The following is a 19096-nucleotide window of genomic DNA, read 5'->3' as shown; positions in this document are numbered from 1 at the left end:
GGCAGAGTAACACGCGCATGTCAAATTCGGACACCATGGCCAGTCGGTGGATGCGGTTGCAGAACCGTTTCTACGCGCGTCTCAGCCAACGGCAAAAGGCAGCTACGGGGTTTGTTGCGCAGCCCCAGCCGCGCACCGTTGGTTCGTTTGCGCGCGGGCGGCAGCTGGTTGCGGGGAATCTCTTGTTCGCCGGCTATCTGGTCGAGGCAGACGATACCGCGTTGTGGGATGTCATTGCCCCCAGCGCCGGCTTTGACGAGGAACGCCATGGTTTTGCATGGCTGGATGATCTGGCCGCTGTCGGTGATATGCGCGCACGGGAAAAAGCGCAGCGCTGGGTTTGGGGCTGGATCGAGACGCATGGCCGCGGGCAGGGCCCGGGCTGGGTGCCTGACCTGACCGGGCGGCGGGTGATGCGCTGGATCAACCATGCGCTTTTTCTGCTGCGCGGGGCAGATGAAAAGCAAAGCAAACTATTCTTTCGGTCTTTGGCGCAGCAAACATGGTTCCTGTCCAAACGCTGGCAGGCCGCGACGCCCGGGTTGCCGCGTTTCGAGGCGCTGGCCGGTCTTGTGCAAGCCGGATTGGCGCTGGAGGGGTTGGAGCAGATGGCCGATCCGGCCCTGCGGGCTTTGGCTGGTGAGTGTGACCGGCAGGTGGATGCGAAGGGCGGTATTCCAACACGCAACCCGGAAGAGCTGCTTGAGGTGTTCATGCTGCTCAGCTGGACGTCGGCGGCGCTGAGCGATCTTGGACGCGGCACACCTGTCGCGCAGGCCAAGGCGATCAAGCGGATCGCACCGACCTTGCGCAGTCTGCGCCATGCGGATGGCGCGCTGGCGCGGTTTCACGGTGGCGGGCGCGGGGTCGAAGGGCGGCTGGAACAGGCGCTTGCGCAAAGTGGCGTCAAGCACAAGGCGGCGACCGAACTGCCAATGGGCTATGCCCGCCTGGCCGCAGCACGCACCACGGTGATCGTGGATGCCAGCGCGCCGCCGTCCGGAGCGGCCTCATTCAACGCGCACGCCTCAACGCTGGCGTTCGAGCTGACCTCGGGGCGCCGCCCTTTGATCGTGAATTGTGGATCGGGGGCCAGCTTCGGGCTGGATTGGCGCCGCGCCGGGCGTGCGACCCCGTCTCACTCAACCCTGTGTCTGGACGGGTTCTCGAGCGCGCGGTTGGCCAACCCGTTGCCGGGCCGCGAAAGTCAGGCGCTGGTCGACGCGCCACAGGACGTTCCAGTCGATTTTGAAGATGCGTTCGAAGGCATCCGTTTCATGGCCGGGCATGACGGATATGTCAAAGTCTTCGGGCTGACCCACGCGCGCACATTCGAATTGCGCTTTGACGGGCGTGAGCTGACGGTCGAGGATATTCTGCTGACCGCAACCGACAAGGCCAAGCGTCAGTTCGACAGGGCGTTGGACGCCTCGGGCCTCAAGGGCATTGGCTATGACATCCGTTTTCATCTGCATCCTGACGTAGACGCGGCGCTGGATCTGGGCGGGGCGGCAGTGTCGATGGCGCTCAAAAGCGGCGAGATCTGGGTTTTCCGCCATGATGGCGTGGGAAAATTATCTGTCGAACCAAGTGTTTACCTTGAAAAGGGCCGTTTAAAGCCACGCGCGACAAAACAGATCGTTCTATCTGGCCGCGCAATGGAGTATGCGACGCGCATCCGGTGGACGCTGAGCAAGGCGCAGGATACAGCCTATGCCGTGCGCGATACGCACCGGGACGAGCCCAAGTTTGACTGACGCCAAAAGGACCTTTGGACCCATGACCGACCTTCACCCCGTGCGCCGCGCGTTGCTTTCCGTTTCCGACAAGACCGGGCTGATCGAGCTGGGCAAGGCGCTGTCCGAGCGCGGGATCGAATTGCTGTCGACCGGCGGCACCGCCAAGGCGCTGCGCGATGCAGGGCTTGAGGTGCGCGATGTCAGTGAAATCACCGGGTTCCCCGAGATGATGGATGGCCGGGTCAAGACGCTGCACCCGATGGTGCATGGCGGGTTGCTGGCGCTGCGCGACAATGACACCCATGTTGCGGCGATGGAGGAACATGGCATCGGCGCCATCGACCTGCTGGTCGTAAACCTCTACCCGTTCGAGGCAACAGTCGCCAAGGGCGCGGGCTATGACGAATGTATCGAGAATATCGACATCGGCGGCCCGGCGATGATCCGCGCGGCCTCAAAAAACCATTCCTTCGTGAACGTGGTGGTGGATGTCGAGGATTATTCCTCTCTGCTGGATCAGCTGGAAGAAAACTATGGCAAGACATCCTATGGCTTCCGCCAGTGGCTGGCGCAAAAGGCCTATGCCCGAACAGCGGCCTATGACGCCGCCGTGTCGAACTGGATGGCCGATGCGCTGCAACTGGACGCCCCCAAGCGCCGCGCGTTTGCCGGTGAGTTGAAGCAGACCTTGCGGTATGGCGAAAACAGCCACCAGCAGGCAGCGTTCTACACGGACGGCACCAACCGCCCCGGTGTCGCCACCGCCGTACAGCATCAGGGCAAGGAACTGAGCTATAACAACATCAACGACACGGACGCGGCCTTTGAACTGGTGGCCGAGTTTGATCCAGCGACAGGCGCGGCTTGCGCCATCATCAAACACGCCAACCCTTGCGGTGTAGCCACAGGTGCAACCCTTCTCGAGGCGTACAAGGCGGCATTTGACTGCGACCGCACCTCGGCTTTTGGTGGCATTGTTGCGCTGAACCAGCCGTTGGATGCAGAAACAGCGCAAGAGATCACGGGCATCTTCACCGAGGTTGTGATTGCCCCCGGTGCCTCGGACGAGGCCAAGGCGATCTTTGCCGCCAAGAAAAACCTGCGCCTGCTGACGACCGAGGCGCTGCCGGATGTAACCGAAGGTGGCAAAACCGTCCGTCAGGTGGCTGGCGGGCTGTTGGTGCAGGATAAGGATAACGGCTTAATCGGCATGGACGACCTCAAGGTCGTGACCAAGAAAGCCCCGACTGACGCGCAGATGCGAGACCTGTTGTTCGCGTGGAAAGTGGCCAAACACGTCAAATCCAACGCCATCGTCTACGTCAAGGATGGCGCGACCGTGGGTGTTGGCGCGGGGCAGATGAGCCGAGTGGATTCGGCCCTGATCGCGGCCAAGAAAGCCGAACGCATGGCTGAAACGCTGGGCTTGCCGCAGCCGCTGACCATCGGTTCGGCCGTGGCATCGGATGCGTTTTTCCCCTTCCCCGACGGGTTGATGGAAGCCGCCGAAGCGGGCGCGACCTGCGTCATTCAGCCGGGCGGGTCCATGCGCGACGATGAAGTGATCGCCGCAGCCGATGAGGCCGGACTGGCGATGGTCTTCACCGGTATGCGTCATTTCCGTCACTGATGCGGTCACGCCTGCTTCTCTGGGCAGCCTTGGCCGCCTTTGCGATCGACCAGATCAGCAAATATCTGGTCGTTCACGTCCTGCGCGTGGCTGAACGGCCCGACGGTATCGATGTTCTGCCGCCGCTGCTGGTGTTCAAATACGGCGAGAATCGAGGCATTAATTTCGGCCTGTTTCAGGGCGACTCTGAGGCCGCACGCTGGTTTCTGATCAGTGTGTCCGTGGTGATCTGTATCGGTGTTCTTGTCTGGCTTGGTCGTTCGACGCGTTCGAAATTCATGTTGCTCTGTGGCGGCCTTCTGATCGGCGGAGCGCTTGCGAATGTGATCGACCGGCTCCTCTATGGGTTTGTACTGGATTTCCTGAACATGTCCTGCTGTGGCATCAACAACCCGTTTGTGTTCAACTTGGCGGATGTGTTCATATTCGCCGGAGCGCTGGGGCTGGTTTTGTTTGACGGCAAAAAGCCCTCGTGACGCGCGGAGTGATTTGCGATAAAAGCGCCTGAAACAGGCTGGAGACACCAATGCGGATGCCGCGCGCCATATTTGTTCTGACAGTTGCCGCTGCGGTCGCGGCATGTTCGAATCCCGGACTGCGGGATCTGGCGCCTCCGGGACAGGGCCCGGATGAATTTTCGGTATTGCCAGTCAAGCCGCTGACCCAGCCTCAGGATTACGCGTTTCTGCCGGCACCCACGCCGGGTGGCGGAAACCTGACAGACCCGACCCCCAAAGCCGATTTGGTGGTCGCGCTGGGTGGTAATGCCGCCGCCCTGAACCCCAACGCTGGTGTGCCGTCGTCGGATGCGGCGCTTGTGACGGCGTCCAGCCGTTATGGCGTGTCACCCGATACGCGGCAGGTGGTCGAAGCCGAGGACGCCGCATTCCGCAAACGCCGGGGCCGCTGGACCGGTCTGCGCCTGTTCCCTGTCGACCGCTATAATCAGGTCTACGAACGCCAGTCGATCGATCCGTATTCGGAAACCGAAGCCGCCCGCCGGGCCGGGGTCGAGACTCCAACCTCGCCGCCGAATGAATAATTCTTAACTTTCCGTCATCGGGCTTGAACCCGGGCCGCACCACCGTAGTTTGAATGACAGAAACGAAACGGAGGATGCCCCATGGTTCGGGCCCTTGCCTTGTCGGCTGCCCTGATCGCCACCACTCCGGCTTTTGCCGAGGGTGGGAAAGAAGCGGTCACCACATTCACTTTGGACAACGGCATGGATGTCGTCGTGGTCGAAGACCACCGCGCGCCTGTTGTGCAGCACATGGTCTGGTACCGCGCCGGATCGGCGGATGAGCCGATCGGGTCGTCGGGTGTCGCACATTTTCTTGAACACCTGCTGTTCAAGGGCACAGATACTTTGGCACCGGGCGAATTCTCGGCCACCGTCGCGGCCAATGGCGGCAACGACAACGCGTTCACCTCGTATGATTACACTGCCTATTTCCAGCGCGTCGCCGCCGACCGGCTTGAGCTGATGATGCGCATGGAATCGGACCGGATGCGGAACATTCGCCTGAGCGAAGAAGATATCGTGACCGAGCGCGATGTGATCCTTGAAGAACGCAACCAGCGCACCGAGAACAACCCGCGCGCCCTGTTTGGCGAACAGATGAGCGCAGCACAATACCTCAATCACCGTTATGGCGTGCCGATCATTGGCTGGAAGCACGAGATGGAAGAACTGGAACTGGAAGACGCGCTGTCTTTCTACCAGACCCACTACGCGCCCAATAACGCCATTCTGGTTGTCACCGGAGACGTTGATCCCGCCGAGGTCCGCACTCTGGCCGATCAGTATTACGGTGTGATTCCCGCCAATGCGGATTTGCCGGAACGGGTCCGGTCGCAGGAACCCCCGCAAACCGCCGAACGTCGTCTGACATTCAAGGACCCTCGCGTGGCGCAACCCTATGTCCAGCGCAGTTATCTGGCGCCGGAACGCGATCCGGGCGATCAGGAAAAGGCGGCAGCCCTATTTCTGTTGGCGGAACTTCTGGGGGGCAGCACGACCTCTTACCTGAACGAAAAGCTGCAATTCGATCAGAAAATGGCTGTTTATACCGGGGCGTTCTATCGTGACGTCTCGCTGGATGACACAACATTCGACCTGCTGGTCGTTCCCGCCGAAGGGGTTTCCCTGCAAGAGGCCGAGGATGCCATGGATCAGGCCGTGGCCGATTTCATTGCCGAAGGTGTCGATGAGGACGATCTGAACCGTATCAAGATGCAGTTGCGGGCCGCGCAGACCTATGCACGGGACAATGTGGACGGGATCGGCAACCGCTATGGGCGCGCCCTGACCAGCGGCCTGACAATACAGGACGTGCAGGCATGGCCTGATATCCTTCAGACCGTGACCGGAGACGAAATCATCGCCGCCGCCCGCGACGTTCTGCAACCCGAGGCGTCGGTCACCGGCTGGCTGATGCGCGATGATGAGGTGACGCAATGAAACGGTTTCTCGCAACGCTGATTACCTGTCTGGTTGCACTGCCCGCTTTGGCCGAGATCGAGATCGAGGAAGTAACCTCGCCCGGCGGGATCACCGCATGGCTGGTCGAGGATCACTCGATCCCGTTTACCGCGCTTGAGCTGCGCTTCCGTGGCGGTACGTCGCTGGACGACCCGGACAAGCGTGGCGCGGTCTATCTGATGAGTGGGTTGATCGAGGAAGGGTCCGGCGAAATGGACGCGCGGACCTATGCGCGCGAGCTTGAGGCGCTGGCCGCATCGTTCCGCTATAACGCCGGTGACGACACGGTTTCGATTTCCGCACGTTTTCTGACCGAAAACCGGGATGAAGTTTCCGACCTGCTGCGTGAGACGATTCACGAACCGCGCTTTGATCAGGACGCGGTTGACCGTGTGCGCGCGCAAATCCTGTCCGGGCTGCGATCAGATCAGACCGACCCGAACGAGATTGCAGGCCGCAACTTTGCCCGGATGGCCTATGGCGATCACCCTTACGGTTCCGAAGGCAAGGGCACGATCGAAAGTGTCTCGGCGCTGACACGGGATGATGTGGTAACGGCGTATGAAAGCGTTTTTGCCAAGGATCGCCTTTATGTGGGGGCCGTCGGCGATATAACGGCCGAAGAACTGGGCGCATTGCTTGACATGTTGCTCGCCGACCTGCCGGAAACGGGCAAGCCCATCCCGGGCAAGGCCAACGTGACCATCCCCGGCGGGATCAGTGTTGTCGAGTTTGACACCCCGCAATCCGTGGCGCTGTTTGGCCATGCCGGAATAGATCGGGACGATCCGGATTTCTTTGCCGCCTATATCCTGAACCACATCCTTGGCGGTGGCGGGTTCGAAAGCCGTCTGATGCAGGAGGTGCGCGAAAAGCGTGGCCTGACCTATGGGGTTGGAACCTATCTTGTGCCCAAGGATCTGGCCTCGGTTTACCTGGGGTCGGTGTCATCGGCCAATGACCGCATTGCCGAGGCGATAGAGGTTATTCGAAACGAATGGGCGCGCGCCGCCACCGAAGGGGTGACGCAGAAGGAACTGGACGATGCCAAAACCTATCTGACCGGCGCTTATCCGTTGCGATTTGACGGCAACGGGCAGATTGCCGGGATCATGGTGGGGATGCAGATGGAAGGGTTGCCCATCGACTATATCGCCACCCGCAATGACAAGGTGAACGCGGTCACACTGGAAGACGTGAACCGCGTTGCATCCGAACTGTTGGACCCGGACGGCCTGCATTTCACTGTTGTTGGAAAGCCGGTTGGTCTGGAAACAACCAACTGAACTGCAAGGGGTGAGTTGCGGCTCACCTCTTTTTCATACTCCGCAGCATATCGCCCATCATCTGCCCGAACTTGCCCGATCCGCGCTGATAGAGTGCCCCGTCCACGGCCAGAACCGTGCCGCTGATATAACTGGCCAGATCCGAGCTGAGGAACAGGCAGGCATTGGCCACGTCCTGCGGCTGACCCCAGCGACCCAACGGCACGTCCCGGCGAAGTTCTTCGTGGGCGTTTTGGGTGGGCGCAAGGCGTTTCGCACCCTCGGTGCCTTCGATGAACCCCGGCACAACCGAATTCACCCTGATCCCCTCGACACCCCATTCCATCGACAAGGTGCGGGTGATCTGGTCGACTCCCGCCTTGGCGGCGCAGACATGGGACTGGCCCTCATACGGCAGATAGGATTGCGGGGCCGAGATATTGATGATGCTGGCACCGGGGCGTTTGAGGAACGGATAGGCCCCCTTCATCACGTGGATCGTGCCCATCAAGTCGATATCGATCACGGTCTTGAACGCGTTGACTGACATTTCGGATGCCAGCGCCGGGAAATTGCCCGCCGCGCCCGAGATCAGCACATCGAAATCCCCGAAGGCGTCATGGAACTGCTTCAGTCCCGCCGCCACAGCGTCGGCATCGCGCACATCAAACGCAGCCCCAATCGCATCCTGTGCGCCCGCGGCCTTCAGCGCGGCGATGGTGTCATCGACCTTTTCCTGCGACCGGCTGGCCACGGCCAGTTTGGCGCCCGAGGCCGCAAAAGCCTCGGCAATGCCGCGATTGATACCGCTGGTTCCGCCAATCACGATGACGGTTTTTCCCGAAAAATCCATGTAACGCCCTTTATCTTTGATCTACTGGGTGAGCGCCATTCTCTTGACTGAGTTCGTTGCGCATCTCCTCAATCATCGGAAGCACAAGAGTTTCGCGATTTGCGAGTAAGAATACCAAGCACGCAAATGCGCCGACCAAAGAAAAAATCACCAAACGAGCGATAGAAGTCCGATTGGTTTTCTCAGTCGGTAGTACCAAAGTAAACGCTCCCTTGGCGGGAGCCCTACTCGCCGTAGGGCACCCAGATGTTTTTCACTTCGGTTGCAGCCTGAAGGAAGCGGCGGGAATGGTCCATGCTCCAGTCAAATGCCGTCGCGTTATTGACCCAGGTCCGCTTCAGGTTCCCGGCTGAAACGACCTCGATCTCTTTTGACAGGTCGGTGGACGAGAACGACCAGATCGCGTCGACATTCAGATGCGAGGCCAGCGGTTTCGCTAGCTCGGCATGACTACCGGTCAGGATGTTGACCACACCAGCGGGCACGTCCGAAGTCTCAAGGATCTGGTAGAAATCCGTCGCTGCAAGCGGGTAGGGCTCGCTGGCCACCAGAACCGTCCGGTTGCCCATCGCAATCGCAGGCGCCATAGCCGACACCAGACCCAGCAGCGGTGCCTCATCCGCGCAAAGCGCACCGATCACGCCAACGGGTTCCTTCATGGCGATGGCCACGCCCCGGATCGGAACGCCATGCACCTGACCGTCATATTTGTCGGCCCATGCCGCGGCAGTGAACAGGCGCTGGATCGAGGCCTCAACTTCTTTCGCGCCGTCTTTCCTGCTGGTCATGGCGTCGATCCGCGCCGCGAATTCATCGGCGCGGGCCGAGAGGTTTTCGCCGACGTAATACAGGATCTGGGCCCGCAGATGGCCGGTGGTCTTGGACCAGCCTTTTGCACCTGCCGCAGCCTCGACCGCGTTGCGGACGTCCTTGCGGTTGGCAAGACCCACATGGCCCAGCAGGCCGGACTTGCCCCAAATGGGTTTCGAATAACCACCATCGGGCCGCGCCTGCTTGCCGCCGACATACATCTTGGCGGTGCGGTCGATGGGGTCGACCGGGCCCCCTTCGCCCATGGCTGCCTCGACCTTTGCCAGCGGCTTGGCCTTGCCCTTGGGTTTGGTATAGGCGGCCAGCCCTTCCCAGCCGCCTTCGCGGCCAAAGCCGCTTTCGCGGACCCCACCGAACCCGGCAGCAGCGTCAAACAGATTGGTGGCATTCACCCAAACCACGCCCGCAACCAGCTTGGGCGCGATATCCAGCGCAAGGTTCACATTCTCGGTCCAGACGGTCGCCGCCAGACCATACCGGGTGTTGTTGGCCAGCTCGACGGCCTCTTCTGGTGTGCGGAAAGTCGAAGACACCAGCACCGGACCAAAGATCTCTTCCTGCATCAACGGGTCCGAGGTCTCGAGCCCCGAGATCAGTGTCGGCGGGTAATAGCAACCGTTTGCGGGAAGATCGCAGGCGGCTTGGTGCACATGGCCCGCAGTGTTGCTTTCGACCATTCCCTTGATGGTCTGCAACTGAACCGGGTCCACAACTGCGCCCACGTCGATGCATTTATCCAGCGGATTGCCGACGCGCAGCGTGTCCATCCGAGCGCGCAGCTTGTCGTGGAAACGGTCGGCGATGCCTTCCTGCACCAGTAGGCGCGAGCCCGCACAACAGACCTGACCCTGATTGAACCAGATCGCATCCACCAGCCCTTCAATGGCTGAATCGATATCGGCATCGTCGAACACGACATAGGCCGACTTGCCGCCCAGTTCCAAAGTCAGTTCCTTGCCCGAACCCGCCGTCGCCTCGCGAATACGGCGGCCTACCGAGGTCGAGCCGGTAAAGGCAATCTTGTCCACGTCCGAGGCCACGATCATCTCACCCACGGCACCGTCTCCGGTGACGATGTTGACGACACCTTTCGGCAGACCGGCCTGTGTGCAGATATCGGCAAACAACAGCGCCGTCAGCGAGGTATATTCAGCCGGTTTCAGAACCACCGTATTCCCCATCGCCAGCGCAGGCGCGATCTTCCACGCCAACATCAGCAGGGGGAAGTTCCACGGAATGATCTGACCGCACACACCCAACGCTTCGGCGTCGGGCAGCTCGCTTTCCATCAGCTGCGCCATGCCGGCGTGATAATAGAAATGCCGCTGCGCGAGCGGAATATCGATGTCACGCGATTCCCGGATCGGTTTGCCGTTGTCGAGGCTTTCCAGCACCGCAAACAAACGCGAATGCTTTTGCAGCAGGCGCGCAATTGCATAGAGATACCGCGCACGGCCCGCGCCGCCCAGTTTCTCCCAATTCGGCTGAGCCTTGCGCGCGGCGGCTACAGCGGCGTCCACGTCGGCCTGCTTGGCCTGCGTCAGTTTCGCCAGAACCTCCCCGGTCGCAGGGTTGCGGCTGTCAAACCCTTTGCCAGGCTTGGTGAACGCACCATCGATATAGTGTCCGAACTTGTCGCCTTGATCGACCAGCCAGGCCAGCGCCTCAGCGGCGCTTTCGGGGGCGGGGCCGTATTCCATGGTCTCAAAAATCTCTTTGACTGTCATGACTTCATCTTTTCCCAAATACTCACTGTCCAGACATATCCACGGGCTCAGCCCATCGAATGCCTGTAACCAGCCGAGTAAGCCCCGGTCACATAGTGTTCCAACTGCCGCTCGATATCGCCCAGCAACGACGAGGCGCCAAAGCGGAACAGATCCGGTTCCAGCCAGCGGTCGCCCAGCTCGTCCTTGATCAGCGACAGATAAACCAGCGCGTCCTTGGCTTTCGAAATACCACCCGCAGGTTTATACCCGACCCGATATCCAGTGCGGTCATAGTAATCGCGGATCGCGCGGATCATTACCAGCGACACGGGCAGGGTGGCGTTGACGCTTTCCTTGCCTGTCGAGGTCTTGATGAAATCCGCCCCGGCCATCATGCAGACCAGCGAGGCGCGCGCGACATTGCGCAAGCTGCCCAATTCTCCGGTCGCAAGAATGGCTTTGACATGGGCATCGCCACAAGCCACGCGGAACGCCTTCATCTCATCATACAGGGCCTGCCAGTCACCTGACAGCACATGACGGCGCGAAATCACGATGTCGATTTCCTCGGCCCCGGCTTTCACGCTTTCCTCGATCTCGGCCACGCGCAGATGGAACGGGGACAGGCCGGCGGGAAAGCCGGTGGACACGGCAGCGACCGGAATGCCAGTGCCTTTCAAAGCGTCCACAGCGGTTTCGATCATATCGTGATAGACGCAAACCGCCCCTGTCGTGATCGGCGGCATGTCCAGAGCCTGAAGAACCGAAGGCGCAACCGGCTGACGGGCCTTCGCACACAGGCGGCGCACACGGCCCACCGTATCATCGCCCGACAGCGTGGTCAGGTCGATCATCGTGATGGCTTTCAGCAGCCACGCAGCCTGATATTCCTTCTTGACCGAACGGCGGCCCGGCAATGTGGCCGCACGGCGTTCAATCGCAGAAGTATTGGCCTGAACGGCGCGCACCCAGTCCAGATCCAGTTCCATTCCGGGGTTCCGGGGTTCGGTTACTTGCGGCAGATGCGCGGTGCGCACGGGGCTTTCTGAGCTCTGCGTATCCATGGTTACGTCCTTTGGGAGGTTTGCGACAAAATCGCACGGGTGGCTCGGGAATGGAAGGTGTTCCGGCGCAATGATCGAATATTTTTGACCATTTGGACAAATAATAGAGGTTTTCTTGCGAATAATTCTCATTAGCGTTGACTTAGTTGCGAATGGTTCTCATATTTGATCCAACGCGCATCCAAATCGAGGTTGGAAATGATTCGTCGGCATTACCTTGCACTATTGGCTCTGGCCCTTTCGGTGCCAGCCATGGCGTTTGCCGGGGCACCGCTGAAAGTGGTGGCCACAACGGGCATGATTGCAGATGCGGCGCGTCAGGTCGGTGGTGATCTGGTTGAGGTCAGAGGGCTTATGGGCCCCGGCGTTGATCCCCATGCCTATCGCCAGACGCGCAGCGATATTGTGGCGATGACACGAGCAGACCTGGTTCTGTGGCACGGCCTGTATCTCGAAGCGCAAATGGAAGACTTCTTTCATGATCTTGAGCGGAAAAGGACCGTTATTGCGGTTGCAGAAGGCGTAGACAAGTCCAGGCTGCGCGCGCACGACAATTATGCCGACAAGTATGATCCGCATCTATGGATGACGCCCGTGCTGTGGCGCGAGGTTGTTGTAGAGGTGCAGCGCGCCCTGACCGAGGCACGCCCCGAAGCAGCCGAGGTTTTTGCTGCGAATGCACAAGCCCATCTGGCCGACATAGACCGTCTGACGGCCTATGCCGAGAAAACCCTGTCCACCGTACCGGATCACAACAAGGTTCTGGTCACCGCCCACGACGCCTTTGGTTATTTCGGTGAAAGTTTCGGGTTCGAGGTTCTGGGCATTCAGGGCATCTCGACCCAATCCGAGGCGGGCCTGAACCGGATCGGAGAGCTGGTTGACCTGTTGGTTGATCGCAGGATCACGGCGGTATTCGTCGAAAGCTCGGTTTCTGACCGGTCGATCCGCGCGCTGATCGAAGGGGCCGCAGCCAAAGGGCACGAGGTGAAGGTCGGGGGCGAGTTGTTCTCGGATGCCATGGGCGAGGATGGCACCTATGAAGGCACTTATATCGGGATGCTGGACCACAATATCACCGTTATCGCAGGCGCATTGGGCGGAGAAGTTCCCGATCGCGGCATGAACGGCAAACTGTCAGCGGGGTTCTGAGAGATGCTGGGGCTGATCAGCAACGAAGGTGTGACGGTCCAGGAACAAAACCTGGATAACAGCCCTCTGGCTGTGCGGGGGCTGACGGTTTCCTACGGACAGAAACCTGCGGTCTTTTCGGTTGATATGACGGTTACGCCCGGCGCGATGACTGCCATTATCGGGCCAAACGGCGCTGGAAAATCAACGCTGCTCAAGGCGGCGCTGGGCATCGTTACGCCATTGTCGGGGCAGGTGACAGTATTTGGTCAGCCGCTGAATTCGCAACGCGCACGTGTCGCCTATGTTCCCCAACGTGCCAGTGTGGACTGGGATTTCCCGACACGGGTGATCGACGTGGTTCTGATGGGTCTGTCGCGTGAACTGGGCCTGTTGGGCCGCTTGCGCGCGCGCCACAAGGCCCGTGCGATGGATTGCCTGAACCGTGTCGGAATGCGCGATTTCGCGGATCGCCAGATTGGCCAGCTGTCCGGTGGCCAGCAACAGCGTGTGTTTCTGGCGCGTGCTCTGGCTCAGGATGCTGATCTGTATCTGCTGGACGAGCCGTTTGCCGGTGTCGACGCTGCTACTGAAAAAGCCATCATCGCGGTGCTGAAATCACTGAAAGAGGCCAGTAAGACAGTCGTTGTCGTGCATCACGATCTGGCCACCGTGACCGACTATTTCGACCACGTTTTCCTGATCAACACCCGCAAGGTGGCCGAGGGTTCAGTGGCCGAGGCTTTCACTGCGGAAACGCTGCAATCGGCCTATGGTGGCAGGTTGGCAACGGCACAGATCGATCAGATTTCACGCGCGCTGGGATAGTTCATGCTTTGGGATGCTCTGACCCTTCAGCTTGGCTATAACGCCACGCTGGTTGCCATCGGTGCGACATTGCTGGGCGTGTCGGCGGGCGTAACGGGGACATTCCTGTTTCTGCGCAAGCGCGCCCTTGTCAGCGACGCAATCAGCCATGCGACCCTGCCGGGCGTCTGTATCGCTTTCATGGTGCTGGTCGCTCTGGGCGGGGACGGGCGCTACCTGCCGGGCCTGCTGGTTGGGTCCGCAATTTCAGCCTGGGTTGGTCTGTTGTGCATGAACTGGCTGACACGGCGTACCCGCCTGGCTGAGGACGCCGCGATCGGTGCGATCCTGTCTGTGTTCTTCGGCTTTGGGATCGTGCTGCTGACGGTCATCCAAACCATGGGGGTTGGCCGTCAGGCCGGGCTGGAAGGTTTCCTGTTGGGTTCGACCGCCGGAATGCTGTGGGCCGATGCGGTGATCATCGCATTTGGTGGCGCCTTGACCTTGGCTCTGGTGCTGATCATCCGCCGTCCGATGACCCTTGTCGCATTCGACCCCGAATATGCAGCGGCGCGCGGGTTGCCGGTGCATCGTATCGATCTGGCCATGATGGGGCTGGTCATGGCCGTGACCGTGGTCGGTCTGAAAATCGTCGGCCTGATCCTGATCGTGGCTTTGCTGATCATTCCGGCGGTGACCGCCCGGTTCTGGTCTGACCGCTCGGAACGCGTTGTTCTGTTGGCCGGGCTGGCCGGTGGGCTGGCCGGATATATCGGCGCTGCCATATCCGCATCTGCGCCCAATCTTCCAACCGGCCCGATCATCGTACTGGTCAGCTTTGCCTTTTTCCTCGCCTCCCTCTTCTTCGCCCCAGTGCGCGGCGTTCTGGCGGCGGTGCTGCGGCATCTGCGGTTTCAGCGCCGGGTGCATATTCGTCAGGGACTTCTGGCGCTGGCACAAGGGCAGAAGATCTATGAACCCCTGACCCTGCGTTTGCTGCGGCGTGCCGGGCTGGTCCGGGCGGATGGCGTGGCGACGGACACCGGCAAGGCCCGCGCGGCCAAGGCCCTGCGGGATGAAAAGCGATGGGAAATCGTGCGCGCCGATCAGGCGCACGAGGCGACAGCTGCGCTTTATGACGGGTTGCGTGATATCGAGACCGTTCTGACACGCGACCAGATTGATGAGATCGACCGCCAGATTGGCGGACCGCAGGGGATACCGGCATGAGTGGTGAAGAATTCGTTCCGCTGTCTCTGACGCCGCTGCTGATCGGAACATTTGCGGCCATCGCCTGTGCCTTGCCCGGCAACTTTCTTGTGTTGCGAAAACAGGCGCTGATCGGCGATGCGATCAGCCATGTAGTGCTGCCGGGTATCGTTGTTGCGTTTCTGCTGACAGGTGCCATATCCACCTGGCCGATGATGTTGGGTGCGGCTGGGGCCGCGGTTCTGGCTGTTGTCCTGATCGAGGCCATTCGCCGACTGGGGCAGATCGAACCCGGGGCCGCCATGGGCGTGGTCTTTACCACCATGTTCGCGGCAGGCGTCCTGCTGCTTGAGCAGACGGATACGTCAACCGTGCATCTGGATGTGGAACATGCGCTTTACGGCAATCTCGAAAGCCTGATCTGGCTGGACGCGACCGGGTGGTCTTCGTTGCTGGACGCTCAGGCCCTTGCCGGATTGCCCCCGGAACTGCCCCGTATTGCGCTGACACTGGTGGGTGTGATGCTGTTTACATGGCTGTTCTGGCGGCCGCTGAAAATATCCACCTTTGACGAAGGTTTCGCCCGCACGATTGGTATTCGTACGGGACTTCTGGGTATGGCGCTCGTCATCACTGCGGCCATCGCGGCGGTCGCCGCCTTCGACGCGGTAGGCTCGATCATCGTGATCGCGATGTTTATCTGCCCTCCGGCAGCTGCGCGGATGCTGACCAACCGGCTTGAGGCACAGATTGGCTGGAGTGTCGTGATCGCCGTAACCTCTGCCGTGACGGGGTATGTGCTGGCAGGCTACGGGCCCCTGTGGCTGGGCGCAGCGGATGCGGTCAGTGCGGCAGGGATGATCGCAACGATGTCCGGGCTGATCCTGGCGCTGGCGGCCATGTTTGGCCCATGCCGCACACGCATTGGTGTTCAGACGTCAGCCTGAGACGGCATTTTCCTGCCGCAGATGCCTATGCGTCATCGGCCAAACTCTGCCCAGATGCCGTTAAGGTTAATCTTAAGCAGATTTTTGGGAAGTCTCGTGCTAGAGGGCTGCCCATTGATTAGCTGAACACACCACTCACTTTGGTACGCCCGGATGGTACGGAATGGGGATTCATTCACGGCCATCCGGGCGCCACTTTCCGATCAGAAGACATGCTCAAACCGGTGGCAGAATCGTGCGCGGTTGTGCTAGGTCTAGGGGTATGGCGCAGACAAACCCCAATATCAGCGAAAATCGCCCCGTGATCAGACAGCTTGACGATGCTGCGATCAACCGTATTGCGGCGGGTGAAGTTGTGGAACGCCCGGCCTCGGCGGTCAAGGAACTGGTCGAGAATGCACTGGATGCCGGGGCCACGCGTATATCCGTCGAAATCGCCGACGGGGGAAAGACACTGATCCGCGTGACCGACGATGGCTGCGGCATTCCGGCCGAAGATTTGCCGCTTGCCCTGTCGCGCCACGCCACGTCAAAGATTGATGGATCGGATCTGCTGAATATCCACACCTTCGGATTTCGAGGCGAAGCCCTGCCCTCGTTGGGGGCTGTCGGACGCCTGACCATAACCAGCCGAGCGCCGGGTCTGGATGCGGCGCAGATCCATGTTGCAGGTGGCAAGACGGGGTCGGTCAAGCCTGCCGCCCTGCGCGCGGGTACGGTGGTCGAGCTGCGCGATCTGTTCTTCGCCACCCCCGCCCGGCTGAAATTCATGCGCACCGACCGGGCCGAGGCACAGGCGATCACGGACATGGTGAAACGGCTGGCGATGGCCGAACCATCCGTCACATTTACCCTGCGCGATGTCTCGGGCGGAGGTGAAGGTCGCGTGATCTTCCGCGCGGATCGCGAGAATGGCGACCTGTTTGACGCCCTGCACGCCCGTCTTGCCCGTGTGATCGGGCGCGAATTCGCCGAGAATGCGCTGCGGATTGATGCCACGCGCGAAGGTCTCAGGCTTTTTGGCTATGCGGCCCTGCCGACCTATTCCCGTGGCGCTGCGGTGGCGCAGTACCTTTTTGTCAACGGGCGTCCCGTGCGGGACAAGATGCTGACCGGTGCTTTGCGGGCGGCCTATTTCGATTTCCTCAGCCGGGACCGTCACCCGGCGGCGGCATTGTTCATCGACTGCGACCCGACATTGGTTGACGTGAACGTTCACCCTGCCAAGTCCGAGGTCCGGTTCCGCGATCCCGGCGTTGCGCGCGGGCTTATCGTGTCCAGCCTGCGCCACGCTTTGGCCGAGGCCGGGCATCGTGCGTCCTCGACCGTGGCCAATGCGACCCTGGGTGCAATGAGACCGGAGCCTGCGCAGTCTGCACCAGCGCGGGTCTATCAGATGGATCGCCCGTCGCCCGCAGCGCGCCAGGCCGCGTACCGGGCGCAGGCTCCGGGGTTTGCGGAACTGGCGCATGATTACAGCGGCAGCATTGTCGATCCGACCCCGGTTGCACCCGTATCACAGGGTCAGGAGCCTGATGCGCAAAACCTTCCGCTGGGAGCTGCGCGCGGGCAGGTGCATGAAAACTACATCATCGCCCAGACTGCCGATGGAATGGTGATCGTTGATCAGCACGCCGCGCATGAACGGCTGGTCTATGAAAAGCTGAAAACACAGATGGCCGAGACGGGCGTCGCGGCGCAGGCACTTTTGATCCCTGAGATTGTTGAGTTGTCCGAAGGCGACTGCGCCCGTCTGATGGCGGTCTGTGATGATCTGTCCCGTTTGGGGCTGACCATCGAACCCTTTGGCGGAGGCGCCATTGCCGTGCGCGAAACCCCGGCCGTTCTGGGCGAGGTCGATGCGCGCGCGATGATCCTGGATATCCTCGACGAACTGGCCGATCAGGGCGAAACCCAGATGGTGCAGGCAAGGATCGAGGCGATCCTCAGCCGGGTTGCCTGCCACGGCTCGGTCCGGTCCGGCCGCCGGATGCGGGCCGAGGAAATGAACGCCCTGCTGCGCGAGATGGAGGCGACGCCGCATTCCGGCCAGTGCAATCACGGGCGACCCACATATGTGGAACTGAAGCTAAGCGATATCGAACGCCTGTTCGGGCGCAGTTGATTTGGTGTCAAACAGGCCTTAAGAAGACAGAAACAAAACGAGAACATACTGAACCCCATGATCCAGATTGCAGGTATTGAAATAGCGCTGAATGATCCCGTGATTCTGGTTGCGGGCGGAACAGTCGCGCTGATCCTGCTGCTGCTGTTCCTGTCGTTGCGCGCAGCCAATCGCTCGGCCCGGATGGCGGAACCGCTGGCGCGGCAGATGGCGCTTCTGGGTCAGCATGTGCAGCAGCTGGGGCAGGGGCAGGAACAGTTGCGCGGCGGCTTGCAGCATGTCTCGGACACGCAGGCCAACGCGCAGGTGCAGGTGATCCAGACGGTCGAGGCGCGCTTGTCCTCGGTCCAGCAGCAGATGAATGACCGGCTGGCGGACAACGCGATGAAATCGGCGCGCGCGCTGGCCGAAATGCAGGAACGGATGAAGGAAACCCTGCACGGTTCGTCAAAGCAGACGGCGACATCACTGACGCAGTTGCAGGAGCGTCTGGCCGCCATCGACAAGGCGCAGGACAATATCACGAAACTGTCGGGCGATGTTCTTAGCCTTCAGGATATCCTGTCAAACAAGCAGCGGCGCGGGATGTTTGGTGAGATTCAGCTGAACGATATCGTGTCCAAGGCACTGCCCGCAGACAGCTATTCGCTGCAGGCCACCTTGTCGAACGGCAGGCGTGCAGATTGCCTCGTGCATCTGCCTAACCCGCCTGGCCCGATCGTGATTGACGCGAAATTCCCGCTTGAGGATTTCGAAGCACTTGCCGCCGCGCAGACCAAGGCAGATGTTGAAAGATGCCTGCGGGCTTTTGGCGCTGCCGTGAAAGTGCATATCAAGGCCATTTCCGAGAAATACATCCTCGAAGGGGAAACCGCTGACGGTGCCCTGATGTTCGTCCCGTCCGAAGCGATCTATGCCGAGCTGCACGCCCGCCTGCCTGATGTCGTGCGCGAAGGGTTCTCCGCACGGGTCTGGATCGTCTCTCCCACCACCTGCATGGCCACGCTGAACACGATGCGAGCGATCCTTAAAGATGCGCGCATGCGTGAACAGGCCGGTGCGATCCGCAAAGAACTGGGATTGCTGCACAAGGATGTGGACCGTCTGGGCGACCGCGTTTCAAACCTCGACCGTCACTTCGGTCAGGCGGCCAAGGATATCTCGGAAATCAAGATCAGTGCCGAAAAGGCCGGCCGCCGGGCGCAGCGGTTGGATAATTTCGACTTCGAAGAAATCGCGCCCGATACTGAAACAGAGGTTGTACCTCTGGCGCGTCACGAAGGCTGAGGATCCTGTTGAAA

General features: G+C 60.6%; 15 protein-coding genes. 12 read left to right on the top strand and 3 right to left on the bottom strand.

Translation table 11 applies throughout. The features are described from left to right. Positions 1 to 17 precede the first annotated feature (17 nt). From ACR0AM_RS07955 to ACR0AM_RS07930, 6 genes are all read left to right on the top strand, one after another. Positions 18 to 1757, top strand: coding sequence for a heparinase II/III family protein (locus tag ACR0AM_RS07955; protein ID WP_480622584.1), 1740 nt, complete (start codon positions 18 to 20; stop codon positions 1755 to 1757). A gap of 22 nt (positions 1758 to 1779) precedes the next feature. Further along, positions 1780 to 3369: a bifunctional phosphoribosylaminoimidazolecarboxamide formyltransferase/IMP cyclohydrolase gene (gene purH, locus ACR0AM_RS07950; protein ID WP_480622583.1), complete on the top strand. Its 1590-nt coding sequence runs from the start codon at positions 1780 to 1782 to the stop codon at positions 3367 to 3369. After that, the gene (lspA, locus tag ACR0AM_RS07945; RefSeq protein ID WP_480474233.1) at positions 3369 to 3845 is read left to right on the top strand and encodes a signal peptidase II; all 477 of its coding nucleotides are present in this window, start codon (positions 3369 to 3371) and stop codon (positions 3843 to 3845) included. The genes purH and lspA overlap by 1 nt, the downstream gene beginning before the upstream one ends. Positions 3846 to 3895: 50 nt before the next feature. After that, a complete protein-coding gene (locus ACR0AM_RS07940; RefSeq protein WP_480474232.1) occupies positions 3896 to 4411 on the top strand; it encodes a DUF3035 domain-containing protein in 516 nt (171 codons plus the stop codon). Between the two features lie 81 nt (positions 4412 to 4492). Continuing rightward, complete coding sequence (locus tag ACR0AM_RS07935; RefSeq protein WP_480622582.1) at positions 4493 to 5833, top strand: M16 family metallopeptidase; 1341 nt, start codon at positions 4493 to 4495, stop codon at positions 5831 to 5833. Further along, positions 5830 to 7140 carry a M16 family metallopeptidase gene (locus tag ACR0AM_RS07930; RefSeq protein WP_480474230.1) on the top strand — a complete coding sequence of 437 codons (1311 nt, stop codon included), beginning with the start codon at positions 5830 to 5832 and terminating at the stop codon, positions 7138 to 7140. Before ACR0AM_RS07935 ends, ACR0AM_RS07930 begins: the two co-directional genes overlap by 4 nt. A 22-nt stretch (positions 7141 to 7162) precedes the next feature. Here ACR0AM_RS07930 and ACR0AM_RS07925 read toward each other — a convergent pair whose 3' ends face one another. The 3 genes from ACR0AM_RS07925 to deoC all read right to left on the bottom strand — a co-directional run bounded on the left by ACR0AM_RS07925 (position 7163) and on the right by deoC (position 11576). Further along, on the bottom strand, positions 7163 to 7972 hold the full coding sequence (locus tag ACR0AM_RS07925) for an SDR family oxidoreductase (protein ID WP_480493935.1): 810 nt from the start codon (positions 7970 to 7972) through the stop codon (positions 7163 to 7165). A 224-nt stretch (positions 7973 to 8196) separates the two neighbouring features. Next, positions 8197 to 10530, bottom strand: a complete 2334-nt coding sequence (locus tag ACR0AM_RS07920) for an aldehyde dehydrogenase family protein (protein WP_480622581.1) — start codon at positions 10528 to 10530, stop codon at positions 8197 to 8199. Between the two features lie 47 nt (positions 10531 to 10577). Next, entirely contained in the window at positions 10578 to 11576 is a 999-nt protein-coding gene (gene deoC, locus ACR0AM_RS07915; protein WP_480474226.1) for a deoxyribose-phosphate aldolase, read from the bottom strand. Positions 11577 to 11774: 198 nt separating this feature from the next. On the opposite strand from deoC, the gene ACR0AM_RS07910 reads away from it, so the two are divergent. From ACR0AM_RS07910 to ACR0AM_RS07885, 6 genes are all read left to right on the top strand, one after another. Beyond that, positions 11775 to 12728: a metal ABC transporter solute-binding protein, Zn/Mn family gene (locus tag ACR0AM_RS07910; RefSeq protein WP_480605500.1), complete on the top strand. Its 954-nt coding sequence runs from the start codon at positions 11775 to 11777 to the stop codon at positions 12726 to 12728. A gap of 3 nt (positions 12729 to 12731) precedes the next feature. Then, positions 12732 to 13535: a metal ABC transporter ATP-binding protein gene (locus tag ACR0AM_RS07905; RefSeq protein WP_480474224.1), complete on the top strand. Its 804-nt coding sequence runs from the start codon at positions 12732 to 12734 to the stop codon at positions 13533 to 13535. A gap of 3 nt (positions 13536 to 13538) precedes the next feature. Next, positions 13539 to 14744 carry a metal ABC transporter permease gene (locus ACR0AM_RS07900; RefSeq protein ID WP_480622580.1) on the top strand — a complete coding sequence of 402 codons (1206 nt, stop codon included), beginning with the start codon at positions 13539 to 13541 and terminating at the stop codon, positions 14742 to 14744. Further along, entirely contained in the window at positions 14741 to 15670 is a 930-nt protein-coding gene (locus ACR0AM_RS07895; RefSeq protein WP_267363489.1) for a metal ABC transporter permease, read from the top strand. The genes ACR0AM_RS07900 and ACR0AM_RS07895 overlap by 4 nt, the downstream gene beginning before the upstream one ends. Before the next feature lie 262 nt (positions 15671 to 15932). Further along, a complete protein-coding gene (gene mutL, locus ACR0AM_RS07890) occupies positions 15933 to 17795 on the top strand; it encodes a DNA mismatch repair endonuclease MutL (protein ID WP_480622579.1) in 1863 nt (620 codons plus the stop codon). A 57-nt stretch (positions 17796 to 17852) separates the two neighbouring features. Next, positions 17853 to 19082, top strand: coding sequence for a DNA recombination protein RmuC (locus ACR0AM_RS07885; protein ID WP_480622578.1), 1230 nt, complete (start codon positions 17853 to 17855; stop codon positions 19080 to 19082). The last annotated feature ends 14 nt before the right edge of the window (positions 19083 to 19096 follow it).

The sequence above is a fragment of the Ruegeria sp. AD9 genome, assembly GCF_056542305.1.
The sequence above is the reverse complement of the archived record's forward strand: the minus strand, read 5'-3'. Positions and strand labels throughout refer to the sequence as shown.

Coding starts and splice junctions, on each gene's coding strand:
- mutL (WP_480622579.1), top strand. CDS start 15,933: ATGGCGCAGACAAACCCCAATATCAGCGAAAATCGCCCCGTGATCAGA.
- ACR0AM_RS07900 (WP_480622580.1), top strand. CDS start 13,539: ATGCTTTGGGATGCTCTGACCCTTCAGCTTGGCTATAACGCCACGCTG.
- ACR0AM_RS07935 (WP_480622582.1), top strand. CDS start 4,493: ATGGTTCGGGCCCTTGCCTTGTCGGCTGCCCTGATCGCCACCACTCCG.
- ACR0AM_RS07955 (WP_480622584.1), top strand. CDS start 18: ATGTCAAATTCGGACACCATGGCCAGTCGGTGGATGCGGTTGCAGAAC.
- ACR0AM_RS07895 (WP_267363489.1), top strand. CDS start 14,741: ATGAGTGGTGAAGAATTCGTTCCGCTGTCTCTGACGCCGCTGCTGATC.
- ACR0AM_RS07925 (WP_480493935.1), bottom strand. CDS start 7,972: ATGGATTTTTCGGGAAAAACCGTCATCGTGATTGGCGGAACCAGCGGT.
- deoC (WP_480474226.1), bottom strand. CDS start 11,576: ATGGATACGCAGAGCTCAGAAAGCCCCGTGCGCACCGCGCATCTGCCG.
- ACR0AM_RS07930 (WP_480474230.1), top strand. CDS start 5,830: ATGAAACGGTTTCTCGCAACGCTGATTACCTGTCTGGTTGCACTGCCC.
- ACR0AM_RS07905 (WP_480474224.1), top strand. CDS start 12,732: ATGCTGGGGCTGATCAGCAACGAAGGTGTGACGGTCCAGGAACAAAAC.
- ACR0AM_RS07885 (WP_480622578.1), top strand. CDS start 17,853: ATGATCCAGATTGCAGGTATTGAAATAGCGCTGAATGATCCCGTGATT.
- ACR0AM_RS07920 (WP_480622581.1), bottom strand. CDS start 10,530: ATGACAGTCAAAGAGATTTTTGAGACCATGGAATACGGCCCCGCCCCC.
- ACR0AM_RS07940 (WP_480474232.1), top strand. CDS start 3,896: ATGCGGATGCCGCGCGCCATATTTGTTCTGACAGTTGCCGCTGCGGTC.
- purH (WP_480622583.1), top strand. CDS start 1,780: ATGACCGACCTTCACCCCGTGCGCCGCGCGTTGCTTTCCGTTTCCGAC.
- ACR0AM_RS07910 (WP_480605500.1), top strand. CDS start 11,775: ATGATTCGTCGGCATTACCTTGCACTATTGGCTCTGGCCCTTTCGGTG.
- lspA (WP_480474233.1), top strand. CDS start 3,369: ATGCGGTCACGCCTGCTTCTCTGGGCAGCCTTGGCCGCCTTTGCGATC.